Below are 13,846 nucleotides of genomic sequence, written 5' to 3'. Positions count from 1 at the left end.
GGGCTCACCCCGAACGCATTTGCAACCCGGTCCCAACAGGACCAGAACCAGAACGGACTCTGGTTATGAACGGGGGCAAACACGGGGCAAGGTCAGCCGCGTTCATGAGCAGCGCATCTCCCTCACATCCTTGCCCCGCCCTCCAATCGGTGGCCGCCGCTGGTTCTTCATCTGCCCGCAGACAGGCACTCGGGCTTGCCGCCTCTACCTGCCCCGAGAGGGCGAGCGCTTCCTCTCTCGGGACGCGCACGGGCTCCGCTACGCCGTCGAGCACGGGGCTCAGGACACCAACGACATCGCCCAGGCCTGCCGCCTCTACGCGCGCATCGCAGGTGAGGCTCCGCCGAACGGAGCGCTCAGCCCTCTGCCTCACCGGCCGAAAGGCATGCACGCAGCAACTCACGCGCGGCTGACTGCCCGTCTAATTGGCGTTCAGGCCCGCGTCGTGGGGCGTCTCGACGCCTGGCTTGAGACGCTGCAGGCCGATCAGCAACACCAGTAGCGAGAAGCCGCCAGAGCGCGGCTCAGACGGCGGGGAGCCTGCCCACCGCAACGACGTACACCAAACACCTGACCGCCGCTGTCGCCCCTCTGAGCGCCGTCCCACGCGCCCGAACGCTTGATGCCCCATGGCCATGCTGTTGCAGGGCCGGTCAGCGGGAGAGGACACCCGAAAGTGCCCGCTTTCGGCAGCCTGGTTTTATTGGCGCGAGCGGCTGATGGTGGCTGTAAGCGGCTTGTCCGCTTCGATTCTTGGGAGGTGGGAGAGCGGACGTTCGGCGCGGCTCAGGAGAAGGCGTCAAAGTGACCCAAAGCGGGCCCTTGGAAGGTCTGCTGTCGCTGGGACCTGCTCGTCGGGGCTTAAGGCGTAAGAGAGCCGAGCCTGATCGACCGTGCGGCGCCCCATCATTGATCTCGCCTCCGCCAAGAGCCCAGACAAACGGATCACAGATCAAATGCGCTAACGAGGATTAGGTGGACTTTTTCAACAGCATCGGCCGGATGCGGACTGGTGGGTTTCGGATTCTTAGTTAGTATAGCTGCCGTTGAGCGCCACCTGAATGTCTGAGATTTCACGCCCCGACAACAAGTGGATTTGCGCACCATTTCTGTACAAGTTCGACGATTGTGCGGCGACAGTAGGTAATCTGAAGCACAGACCCGGGGGCAGCTTGTACAACGCAATTGGTCTTATGCCCGCCGCCGTCGCTGCGGAGGAGGGCGAGGCTCTAACGCCCGCCGATCAGATCGATCGTATAGCGGACGGGAAGCTGCAGGCGTTTGCCGGGACGATCGATGTCAATGGTGGTGTCTACCTCGACGACGTCTATGCCCAAAACAAGAGCGTCGCCGAGCATACTGCAGCCGATTACCACGGCCGGTTTCTCATCGAGCTCGTCCAGAATGCCAATGACGTCCACGAGCGCGGCCGTCGCGACGGTCGGATCGAGGTGACCCTGGTTGAGGACGAAGGCGATTTCGGGACGCTCTATGTAGCGAATTCCGGAAAGCCGTTCGCGCACAACAATGTGGTCGCGCTCTCGCGCATCGGGATGTCGACCAAACCGCCAGGAGAATCGATCGGTAACAAGGGACTCGGCTTCCGCAGCGTGAGCCACGTCTGCGATGCCCCCGAGATCTATTCGCAAGCATCCGACGCGATTGGCGCTTCTGGGTTCGAGGGCTTCTGCTTCACCTTCGCCCGGGCGGAGGACCTGAGTTCCCGGATCGACAATTCGACCGTCCTCGCCTTCGCGCAGTCAGACCTGCCGATGTTCTTCCTCCCGATCGCCCTCGGTACGCAGCCCGCGACTGTCTCCGACTATGCTGCGCGTGGCTTTTCGTCCGTTATTCGGCTGCCGCTCCGAGACGCGGATTCGCTGCAGACCGCGCAAGATGAAGTGGCCGCGCTCGATGACGCTTCCGCCCCGCTGCTTCTCTTTCTCGACCGGCTGCAGAAGCTCGATGCTAAGGTCCGGAACCGCGCGGGAGAGGTCTCTACTGCATTCACGCTCGAGCGGCATGAAGAAGCAATCGCATCCGCCCCGGTCAGTGCGTCCATCGTCACGCTGAGCGGCGTGCAATGGCTGCTGATCCGCGATCAGGCGCCCGAGGCTCTCATGCGGCGCGCGGTCGACGACGGCGTCAAAGCCAAGCAACTCCACAGCAGTTGGAAGGCATGGTCGGGCGCAGGTGAGGTAGGACTTGCGGTTTCCCTGGATCACGAGATTTCATCGCCGCGCCTCTACACCTTCCTGCCGATGGGCGAGGGGGCCCGCGCGCCCTTCCAGGGTCATCTTCACGGCAGCTTTTTCCCGTCCTCGAACCGCAAGGCCCTTGATGCCGGCGTCGCGCTCAACCGCCTCCTCCTGACGCAGGCTGTCACCCTCGCTGCTGCAAGTGTTCGCTGGCTGACGGATCGAGATGCAGGTCGCAGTCATCTGGCCCTGACGTTGAACGCGCGGGCTAAGGCATCCGTCGACCTTCTCGTCTGGGCCAATCCATCCAGCCTCACGGCGGCGAAAACCCCGGGCGAGCGCCTCGACTTGGCGGCGCTCTCGGCCACCGAGATCGGCCGCCTCGGGAAGGAGGATTTCGGATCGGCGCCGGTCATTCCATGCGCTGTGACTCTGGGCGGTCTGCTTGCTGTCGGGTGGCGTCCGGCCAAGGAGATCCGCGCGAGCTTCGAGGCTTCCGCGACCTTCGACCTCTCAACCGTTGCGAAGCACGGCGCAGCGATCTCTCCGCCGATCGCGCCGCTTCTGCCCGAGCTCAAGCCAAATCGCATTAATCGCCTGACCGCCTTCCTTCGGCAGTACGCGCCGAACCTGTTCCGCGACAGGTTGGCGCCCATCGAGTGCGCGCGGATCGCGGCAAAGGTCGCCAGCACCCTCCGGGCTGGTCGGCGTCCGGCCACCACGCAGTGGACTGCCTTTTACAGAGATCTGCCCTCCTTCATGAAAGAAGGGCCGGAGATGTTGGCCGGGTTGCCGGTCATCCTGTGCGACGACGGAACGGTCAGGGCCGGGCGCGCGGCCGTGCAGACCGACGGTGAGCTTCCGCGCGTCCGCCGCCGCCGCCGCAAAGGTGAGCAGGTCGAGCCGTCGCTGTTCTTCCCGCCCGCGACACGCCCGGCGAGCGAGAATGCCGAGATCCCGCTCGAACTGCTCAGAGTGCCAACGCCGCTGGCAGCTCATTTCGCCTTCGCCGCGAACACGCTCCCGTGGCACGGTGAGCTTCGTGCGGCGCGGGAGTTTCTCGAGCGCGGCCAAGTCTCGGCCTATGACGGCGAAACGGTCCTCAGTCGTATCTCTCAGGTGGTCAACGCGGGTGCCTCCGTCGAGGAGGCGCTGGCTGGGCTGCGCTGGGCATTCGCCATCTGGCGCCGCGCTCAGGCAACGCGGCCGATCAAGATTGATGCCTCGTACCGGCTCCTCGTACCGACAACCGACGGCATGATTCACGCGACCGACGCCGTCTTTTCGGAGACTTGGCCCGAAGAACTGCTCGGTCGGCGGTTGAACGCGCTTTTCAGCGCTGCGCCGCCGGACGTGGCCGATTTTGCCGCGTATCGAAAGCGTCTCCTCGCGCCGACAAGCCACAGGGCGTTCAAGGGGCAGGCTGCCCTTTGGGCGGAGTTCCTCCGTGGATTGGGGGTCGGGATCGGTCTGCGGGCACTCGACTTACCCATGATGCCGCTGACCCGGGCCGATGAGGTGACAGGCTTCGGCTTCGCGAAGAAGCTCGGGCTGAGTGAAAGCGCGGTCGACGACTGGAAACGCGACGTCAGCACCTTCGCCAAGCGGAGCCTAAGCCTCGCTTATTCGACGAATTACAAGTTCGTGAATTCACTCTGGTACTTGCCGGGGCAGAGCGATCACCAGTGCTTCTCGGATGATTGCCGCGAAATCTATGCGGGGCTGGTCATCGAATGGCTGGCCGGAGCCGGCGAGGAGCTGCTCAGAGGTGAGCTCCGTCATGAACACTTCTCGAGCGACCAATACCTCTGGTCGACTCCGGCGGGCGCCTTCATTCGAAGCAGTGCCTGGCTGCCCGCAGACGATCCTTCATCCGAGGGACCAGTTCGCCGCTTCTATCGGCCGGCCGATGTCTGGGTCTCCGGCGCGGCGAACGACCGCTTTCCTTTCTACCTGCGGCAGGTGGCGGTCTCGATCGGCAAGATCATTGATCGTCGGCAGCCTGACTCCCTATCGAAGCTGCGCACGTTCGGCCGGCTCCGCGTGCTCAACGATCGCGCAACCGCCATCGATCAGGCCCGCTTCCTCGCATCCCAATATGCCGCGGGAACGGTCCGCCCGCATTATGAGCCTCAACTCACAAACCTCTACAACGCGACCTGGAAGTTAATCGCCGACAAGCACGCCGCCGAACCGCACGCCACCGGGAAGGCGGCGAATGATATGCCGATCCTGGTGCGCCGACGCGCGGACCTCGCCGTAGCCATCCCGGGGAAAGAGACTGCCCCCCTCTATGTACGTGACAGCGACGACGATCTCTCGCCGAGCCTTGTGGCGTCGATTGATGGCCTACTCCTCGACATTAAGGGCGTCGATCGTACCCGTGTGGGTTCGGCAGCGGAGGCGCTGTTCGGTAAGAAGGTGAGCCGCTTGTCGGCGATGCGCTACGATGTGAAGATCGATAACGTGGCGCTCGGTGACATTGAGACGAGCGAGACGGTGCTCGATCAATGCCCTTGGCTCCGCATCATGCTCGCTGTGGCAATGGAGGGGCTGCGAGGAACGGACGCCGGTCAGCTTCCTGCGGACCGCGGCCTCGTTCTCGGACGCATGAGCGATGTCGCACTTGTTGCGGCGGAGGACGTCTCATTCGAGATCAACGATCAGCGCATTACGGCTGCCGGCGACCGGCCGGCGTATGTGTTTCGACGCTCTGGCCAGCCCACCCTTGTTGTGACCCGGGTCGGCGATCTCCTCACCTGGAACGCGCTCCAACTGTGCTTGCCGGGGATCTGCGAGGCGATCGACCTGCCTCCGGTCGCCAACGGTATGCGACTGCTCGCGCACGAGCTTGCCGCAGCCGGCGAGAAAGTCGACGAACTCCACCTCGATGAGGATGTGATCTCCCGGCTCGGCCGAACTCTCCAGCTTGACGACGGGTCGGTCGCCTCGGTCCAGCATCTCGTCGGCGAACGGGTCGACCTACGCATGCCGTGGATCCGTGCCGCAATCCATTATGGATCCGGCGCGGAAGCTCTGAACGACTGCGATCGTCTTGAAGCCGAGCATGGCGCGGACCCCGATCGTCTGCTTGCCGAGCTGATGCCGCTCATCAGGGCCGCGTGGAAGGATCCTGACGCATTGCTCAAGGCGTGCCGGCAAGCCCAGTCCGCAGCGCAGTTTCGCGAGATTCTCGAACTCGACTTCGCGCGGTTCAATGAAAGCCTTGTGGCGACGGGAAGCGAGCCGCTGACCTACCCTGCTGTCCATTCCTCTCAGCTTCTGAACCACATCGTCGAGCACGAGATGTCCATCCTGGTGGCACTACGCAATGCGGCGGCACCTGCCTTGGAAACCTTCGTGCCCGCCCCCGAGTATGCGCAGCGCCGTGACGGCCTGCGCTCGATGAAGCCGGATCCGGCCTGGCTGACTCTCTACCATTTTGTCCCCGAAGCCGTGCTCGCGGAGCATGTTGCCCAGCGGCTCGAAAGCCTGGGGGCGTCGGCGATAGGCTCGAACCCCCATGCGCTGCCAAACCTCGCCGACGTTCGAACCGCCAACCTAGCCGCAATCAGCCGCTTTGCGACCGCCGCGACGCCCGTCGTGAGAGCGTGCTGGAGGGGCTCGGCCTCAAGCATCCCCGACTATTGGCGCGAGGCCAAGGCAGCGGAGCTACACATCCGCTCGGAACTCGACGCGGCCGGCGCGGTGGATTTCAGGGCGATGGATGAGAGCGCGCTGATCACTTGGTGCGTGAAGCTCGGGCTCTGGCCGGACGGGATGGACCCGACCCTCGATCGCGAGGCGCTTGGCATTGGTGCCGCGGCGATCGACGCCGCGGCGAAGGAAGCTCAGCGGGAGGCCGAAGAGCGCGCAGCGAAGGCCCGGTCCGTGTGGGTCAACGACCGCAACGTCGACCCGGAGCATGCCGATTGGACGGCAATTTCAGCAGAGATCGCCGCCCGTCTTTCGAAGCAGATCAAGGCGGCGCGGCTTACCACGCAGACCGAGTTGGCGGCCTTCGAGAAGCGGACCCCCAAAACACCGACGAACCGTCACCCGCGCGGCGTGCCACCCGGCGAGGACCGGACTCCACAGGCCAAGAAGGATATGATCGGGCGACTTGGGGAACTTGTAGTCTATCACTGGCTGAAGGATCGATTCCGCAACCAGGACATCGATAAGGCGTGGGTTTCGCGCTTCGGCGCTCTGCAAAAGGGCAAGGCGTGGTCCGACGACATCGGATACGACTTTGAGTTGAAGCATGATCGCCGCACCTGGCTGATTGAAGTCAAGGCCAGTCAGGGCGATCGTTGCCAGTTCGAGATGGGAGAATCCGAGGTACGCGCCGCGCGCGAGGCGGCGCGGCCCCGTTCGGGTCAGCGCTATGTTGTCATCTATGTGGCCAACCCCGCGACCTCGAACACGACGCGCATCGATATCCTGCCAAATCCGATGAGCGACGAAGCGGATGGCGTGCTCCGCCTGCTCGGCGAGGGCGTGCGGTTCGGATTCAAGCCGAAATAGCGTCGGCTGCGGACGGCTTCTGCGACCAGGCCCCAATTGAAGCGCGCATATTGGGACGGCGGCCAGTTTCGATGCACCTGCCCTCGTTGTCAGACATTCTAAAGCAGCTCATTTATAATGACCTGCTGTGGACTTAAATTAGTGATGTTTTCTGCTTACTCAGCCGGGAGATCCGGCTAGCGCCTATTGGCTCGCGTAGCATATGCGTAACACAAGCCTGGATAGTGCGCTAAGCGCCATTTTCTGAGAGCGAGCGTATTGCCCTCCGAGTGTAGCTTAACGTCTTGTGGGATGCCACAAGCGGAGGTGTGCCGCGGAAAAAGCGGCCTTCAGTTTCGCACCGATTTCGTCGGAAAACTTGGAGGCAATGCCTCGAGCAAGATCCAGGACAACATTTCGGAGGACCTTGTTCTCTCAGAGGCTTTGCCGTCACGCCGTCGCGGCGGCTTTCGAGTCGTCCGATGGTCAGTCCTTCGCCTGCGCGCCTCGGTAACGGAAGCGCTGCAAACCCATCACAAATTTTTCGACAAGATGCGCGCATTCCGGCCGTTCAGGTGACACTGGCGACTTCTCCGAAGTTCGGCATAGCCATTAACATCGCCGAGCGTGATACAAGATCACTCAAACGGTTCAGCGTGCATTGCAGATCAGGCAAGAGCTCTCGTAAATAGTTTGTCCAGATAGGCTGGGCTTCTGTCATCGATGAATAGAACATTCTTGTTTTCCAGATCTGACTTGGCGGCGGACCGCTCCACATTTAGAAGGTCTTGGAATGGTGTGGCGGACAGGATGAAGGCGCTAAGGCTGATCGTTCCATCGCCTATCTGTTTCTCGATCTCCTTAACTTCTCTATATAACCCGAACTTCGGATCCGATAAGTCCAGATTCCGGATGCCCTTCGGATCGATGAATGATAGCCACTGCTTGCCTGTGTTGTCGTCTACGAGCCATAGAAGGAAGTCGGGATAGAAGTTCCCTGCCAAAGCGAACCCGAGCCCTTTCGCCCGATTGTCCGCATTACGCAGTAAGTAAAGGCTGAGACCTTTCAGCCTCTCCTTGCCAGCGTCCGAGTCATGGAATGCCCTCACATCCTCGACAAACTGGACTTCGCTTGGCTCGCCAATCGCGAGTGGCCGCATCTTCAGGGGTACGACGGCGTCTTTGACCGGTGAGAGCAGGGGATAGTAGAGGTGCTGATTAAAGCTGATCGCGACCATGTGTGGAGCGTTCCACTTGCTGGCCTCGCCGAGTTTCCCAGACGTAACGAGTGCGCTGAGGACCTCGAGCTTCGCCTTGTACTCAAGCCCGGCATCGGTGTTTTCGATCTCAAACTGATACAGCTTGATGATCGACCCGGAATCCTCAGTGACCGGCGAGACGTCGTAGAATTTGCCTTCATAGGCGGCTTTCAGCCCCTGATAAAAGCGGTCGGTATAATCGATAAGTAGCTGCAGCATAATGTCTTGCTGTCTCAACACGTCATCAAAGCCTCGTACTCTAAGTTCTTCCTGAGGAACCAGAAGGGTGTACCAGCTATGATCGGCAAGGCAAAACTGCATAAGGCGCTGCCGGTTTACCTTGAGATTGCTCCAGCTCTTCAACAGCTTGTATTCTTGGACAGCGTTAAAAACGTAGTCCCAGTCAAAGCAGGCAATGGCCTCCCTGCTCAGTTTGCCGCGATTGCGCTTGTCTGCCGCGCTCGCTGAAGTACTGGCTGCGGTCGTGATAGCTTCAACCCTGGGGTACAGGTCGAGCACGACATGAGGCGACTTGATCTTGCCAGCGAACTCTGCCGGTACATCGTACAGTGTCGGATAATGGGTGCGCTTGAATCCTTTAATCTGGTTGTCTCGATAGCCGTCCCTCAGCTTAAGTGTCTTCAATTGCGTACCAGAAGGAAGATTAGTTCTGGTAAGGAAATCGAGCTGAATGATCTCGTCGCTCGGCGTGATGCCTTCCTCCTTCAGGTAATCCTTGAATACCGCCATGTAGTTCGCGCGGACGCCGAAGATGTTCAGCGTTTCCAGGCGCTCCATGTGCGTTCCTTTGGGCCTTTCTGCGGGAAGCGATCGCTTAAGCGACATGCCTCGCCCCTTAAGACGGACGCCGCGGCCAAAAAGCTGGATTATCTGCGAACCTTCGCCTTGCCCCATATTGAGCAGGCCCATGGTCGAAACCCGCCAGCTTGACCAGCCCTCTGTGAACTTCCGCGAGCCGATCAGAACGTTCAGCTTGCTGTCTTTCTGATTGATCGTGCCAAACAGGCCCGTCTCGAAATCATCCGCTTCAGTGTCGAAGTCGGTACTGCCCTCTGCGTTCTTGAAGAACCCGGAATCGTCGCCGATGTTGATGAGGCCGAAAGGCCTGAACGATCCGACCCGCAAAACTAATTCGCCCTTGCTGTTGCGCAAGTTAACAAGCTTTAGCCGTTGCCGGGCATCCGCATTGAACAGCCGTCTAAGTATATCATCGTAGATTGTAGCCGCCTCGCGTTGCATGAGGGTCATGAAGCGCCCTGCGAAGATGTCATTGCCCCGCGGGTCCAGCAGCCGAGCTTTGTCCGCCACAAGGTCCGAGATCCATGCTGTGGCTTCACCTGGATGGTTCAGGAACCAAGCGAGGAACCTGATGACTTCGAGGATGTCGCTGTCCTCGCCCGCCACCGTGTTACCGACGAAGACCCATAAGGGCTTCTCGATGTTGAAACCTCCGATCTTATCGCGGTGCGTGTTCCACAGCCAGAGCTGCTGGTAAAAGCTGAGCAGGCAGGCCGTGAAGTACAAATCGCCGTGCTTGTTATAGCCCTTGTCGTCTAGGTTGAGGATCAGGGATTCCTTTCCGTACCCGTCAGCGTAAAAATATTTGTAGCTGTAATCGATCAGAACCGCCTTGGCGTAAGCCTCGCGGATGCCGTCGATCCGGGTGCGAGCGCGATCTTCGGTCGTCAGCTGCAACTGCGCGCGCTCCGTGTCGTTAAGCTGCCTCAGCGTCTTGTCGAACAACCGCTTCGCCTTGGCCTTCAGAATATCTTCCTCGGCCTTCGCAACGGTGGAGCCCTTGGCGACCGACTGGCTGAAGGTCGCGCTATATTCGAACGCAAAGCCGCCTTTCACCAGCGCGGCCCGCCGCGCCATCCAGACGCCACCCGCGCTGCCGGTACCGCGGTGGCCTTCGTCAACCAGCACAAGGTTGTTACCCTCGAAGGCGCCAGTCGCTACGGTCTTGTCGCCCATCTCATCGGCCAGCTTCGTGATTTCGACCACGTCTACCCAGCCCTTGAACAGCAAACCGGTTTGGTTCTTGTCGAAGACATGAGCATTGATGCCGGACTCGCGGAACTCCTCCAGATGCTGGCGCGAAAGGCCCTCGTTCGGTGTCAAGAGGACTATCCGGTCGGGGAACAGGTGGACATTCCCGGCCTGGAAGTAGTGCAGGTATTGTAGAATGTTGACGTGCAGGATCAGAGTCTTCCCGCTGCCCGTCGCGTTCCAAAAGGCGAGCTTGTTCAGGTCGTCGGCAATGTAATTTTTAAATTGCTCGGCGCCGTCTTCCTTGTGATACTCGGCCAGCTTGGCATTTAGTCCGTCCAGCAGGTCCGGCCGCCGCTTGAAATACCAGTCGAGATAAATCTCCGTGAACAGTAACGACACGTACTGAAAATACTTCATTGTAAGCACTTCGCCCGAGGTCGCGTTGCGACGTTGGGTGATCTTCTGCCAGTGACCCACGATGTTCAGGTCATAACGGCGCAACTCGGTCTCGCTGATCAGGTCCGTGCTGAATAGGTCACGCTTGAGCTCATGGAAAAACTTTGTCTGTCCGTCGTCGTCTATGCCTTCGTGCCGGTCCTCACCCAGCCGCGCCTTCAGCGTCATCAGGCCATCCCCGTGGAAATGGCTCAGCATCCAACGGTTCAGCACCAGCTCCTGATGGAAAGTGCGCTTCTTCTTCGGGGGCCTGCCTTTGGAAATTGAGCCCATCAGACGTCATCCACGTTGAACATTGCCTCCAGGAAGGCGGGTTCGATTTGACGCAGCATCAGCTTTTTCACCACGCTGCCCTCCTCTTCGGCCGTTTCCACCACCGAGGGAATGTTGTGGTCGCCGTTGATGTAGACCACGTCGAATTCGCTGTCGGCCGGGTTGATCGCCAGCTTGTCGCAGAGGCGCGTCAGCGCCTCGTAGCCGATCTTTTCGCAGTCGCGCCACAGGATCAGGGTCTCGTCTCCGGTGGGCAGGGCGCCGGTGACGGTCACGAAGCCACGCTCCAGCTGAATGTCGATGGTGCGGACGGTCAGGCCAATCAGGTAATTGAAGGTTTCGACCAGATCGACCTTACGCTCCTCCCAAGCCCCGGCGCTGTCGACCGCAACCTTGAGTGTGTAATCGAAGGGCTTGCGGAAATCCGAGATGGAAAGAAGCGATTCCTTCGCTTCGACAGCCAGCATGTAGCGCATCAGGTAATCGTCGCGCTTCTCGGCGCTGAACCCGTCGAGCAGGCTCGTATGCGCGTCCGTCCGTTTCAGGTCGAGGTTGTTCAGCGTATCCTCATAGCCCTCAATCTTGAGGACCTTGAACGCATGGCTGATGCCGGTTTCAGGCGCGGCGGGTTTTCCGTCCTGCCAAGCAGCGGAATAAACAATTTTCTGAATGCGGGGCTTTAGTACCGTCTCGAAGTATTGGCCTTGCTCAACCAGGGCATATTTCCGCTTGCCCCTATCAAGTCGGTTCAGATTGATCACCGCATGGCCAGTGGTGCCGGAACCGGAAAAGAAGTCTAGGGTCGACGAATACCTTCCCGCCGCCCCGCCAATGTAAATCGCATCTGTCACAGCATGAATTGACTTCGGATAAGAGAATTTCGTACCATTGAACATCGATTTCAGAACGGCAGTGCCATGTTCCGTCGCAGAATGCTTTGCGTCCGCCCATGTCGATACAGTGACAACCCCATCATCGTTTGGGCGTCTCTTTACATAGATATATGGCTTGCCTGACCGATCCGGCCTTACCGCCACTTCACTCGGCTTCGTCCGAACGGTCTCAGCTTCCCAGCGCCAGCGTTTCTGAACACCTTCCTCGTTGTCCGGGTAAACTATGACTTCAGCTTCACGAGGCTCCTCAACATTGACCCACTCTTCCGAGACTTCATCCCATTCCATTTTCGGAATTCGATATTGGTCACCCTGAATAAAGATCGGATAGTACATCGTGCGCCGATCGTCGCGATTAGAGTCCGAGCCCTCGCGGCGAAGGTTGCGCCACTCAAAGGGTCCATTTTTGTCTTCTTGATTGAAGCGCGCTCTTTGAGCAGTGGTTGGCGGAAGCCGACCGATCGACGATTTGTCTGAAGCGCCCGCAGCGATCATATACTCGTGCGAGACGGAATAGCCGGTCTTTGTTGGCCGTCCGGACGGGTTCGAACGCACCGCAAACGTCCCAAGGACCCTTGGAAAAATCTCTTCTGCCAAGAAGCTCAGCTCGCGAAACTGCGCGTCATCGATTGCCGCCAATAGTACGCCATCTTGCTTGAGTAGTGGCTTTCCAGCTCTAAGCCGCGAGTCCAACAGCGTGATCCAGCTGGATGACTTGTAGCCGTTTTTGTAGTCGATGGCAGAGGCGTCAGTATTGTAGGGCGGATCGATGTAAACGCAGTCGAAACCTTCCTTGTACCGCTCTCCCAAGAGCATCAGCGCCTGGAAATTGTCCCCATGCACCAGCAGCCCGTCGAGGCTGGCATCCAGATCGGGAATCGCATTCAGCAGGTCGGCCCGGAACCCTGCATCGAACAGAGCTGTGTCCACCATGAGGAACGGCGCAGCTTTAAGATTTTCCACGGTTCCAGCCGCCGCGGTCCCTCGCATGCCAAAGTCATGCCACTGCGCCCATTGCGCGGGGTTTGCAGCGATCGCGGGATAGAGCGCCTCGGGCACCCGGTCCAGCGTAACGCAATACTGCGACGCTACGACGAATTTCTTCTTCAACCATAGTTTTTTCTGGAATTCCTCGATACTAGCCAGAAAGGTGATCAGGTCCAGCGCAATAGCGCGCAGGCACTGGATCATCCGCAGGTTCCGCTCGATTGCGGCTAAGGCCCCCGCCCCCTGCACGTCGTCCAGGTTCATAACTTCGTTCTTGATGTAGAAATCTATTTCCCGCCGCAGGAAGCCGCCCAGGTCCTTGTGGATGAAGTAATCCGCGGTGTTTTTCTGAGTGTAGGTAGTCAGGTGCTTTTCCAATAGCGTGCGCTTGGGGTTTTTTTCCGTGGGCGCGCGAGAGGTCAGCGTCCGCCAACGTGCCTTGACCGCCTCATCGTCGAGAATCACCGCCACGGCCTGATCGACCAGCGCCTCTTGCTTCGTGCCCTTTGGCTGGGGAGCATAGTCGAATCGGATCACCAGCGCGCTGTCTTCCTCTGCAACGGGGAGAATAGCTTCCTCGAAGGTCTCGCCATCCTCATCCGTGCGGCTCACGGTGCGGGCGTTGGCCAGCACGAAGCGGCGCACCTTGTCATTGTCCTTGCGGTTGTCCTTGGCTATGTCGGCGGCGACAAGACGGAAGTGGACGGCGCGGCCGTCGTCCAGCCTGAAGCTGTAGTTCGAAAACGACTCGCCGGACTTGGTATAATACTGGTCGCGGTTCGCCCAGTACAGCGTCACCTCCTCCCCTGAGTATGGGATGGCATAGGTGTCGCCCTTGTAGCGGCGCTGGCTAATAAAATCGCCCTTGTCGTAATAGCGCGAGAAGAAGGTCAGCAGGTGTGAGAACACTTGACTCTCGTGCTCGGAGGCGCCCGCGCTGGCGGCGGCAAGCTGAGCGCGCAGCTGCAGGACCTTGGGCGACTGATCAGCGCTAATCCCTACATCCTCGGCGGCCTTTTCGGCCTTGGCGATGTCGGCCTTCAGCGCTTCGGTATTGGCCGCAGCCCCGGCGGCCAGCGCCTCGGTCACCCGCGCCTTAAGCCGTTTGGACAGGTACTCTTCGATCTCGCCCGCGCGGGCGTTTAGGATACGGTAGACCCCAAAATCGAGGTCAGGCCGGTCGATCTGGAAGATTTCACGCAGCTTTGCAACGAGGGCATCGAAGTTGCTCATTGTTCTTGTTTCTCTAATGTCACTGTGC

Annotated in this window: 3 protein-coding genes; 1 reads left to right on the top strand and 2 read right to left on the bottom strand. The window is 59.9% G+C overall.

All coding sequences use genetic code 11. The annotated features are described in order from the left end of the window. The first annotated feature begins 1,193 nt into the window (after nt 1-1,193). Nucleotides 1,194-6,725, top strand: a complete 5,532-nt coding sequence (locus tag ABIC70_RS11275) for a sacsin N-terminal ATP-binding-like domain-containing protein (RefSeq protein WP_354439746.1) — start codon at nt 1,194-1,196, stop codon at nt 6,723-6,725. Nucleotides 6,726-7,372: 647 nt separating this feature from the next. Here the strand turns inward: ABIC70_RS11275 and ABIC70_RS11270 are convergent. Together ABIC70_RS11270 and ABIC70_RS11265 are read right to left on the bottom strand one after the other, a co-directional pair. Then, the gene (locus ABIC70_RS11270) at nt 7,373-10,705 is read right to left on the bottom strand and encodes a DEAD/DEAH box helicase family protein (protein ID WP_354439745.1); all 3,333 of its coding nucleotides are present in this window, start codon (nt 10,703-10,705) and stop codon (nt 7,373-7,375) included. Beyond that, entirely contained in the window at nt 10,705-13,818 is a 3,114-nt protein-coding gene (locus ABIC70_RS11265; RefSeq protein ID WP_354439744.1) for a DNA methyltransferase, read from the bottom strand. Before ABIC70_RS11265 ends, ABIC70_RS11270 begins: the two co-directional genes overlap by 1 nt. Between the last annotated feature and the right edge of the window lie 28 nt (nt 13,819-13,846).

Source organism: Methylobacterium sp. 1973 (genome assembly GCF_040545035.1).
GTDB lineage: Bacteria > Pseudomonadota > Alphaproteobacteria > Rhizobiales > Beijerinckiaceae > Methylobacterium > Methylobacterium fujisawaense.
This window is presented reverse-complemented; position numbering and strand designations above follow the sequence as displayed.

Bases quoted from the DNA above. Each gene is read 5' to 3' on its own strand.
- ABIC70_RS11275 (WP_354439746.1), top strand. From the start codon at position 1,194: ATGCCCGCCGCCGTCGCTGCGGAGGAGGGCGAGGCTCTAACGCCCGCC.
- ABIC70_RS11270 (WP_354439745.1), bottom strand. From the start codon at position 10,705: ATGGGCTCAATTTCCAAAGGCAGGCCCCCGAAGAAGAAGCGCACTTTC.
- ABIC70_RS11265 (WP_354439744.1), bottom strand. From the start codon at position 13,818: ATGAGCAACTTCGATGCCCTCGTTGCAAAGCTGCGTGAAATCTTCCAG.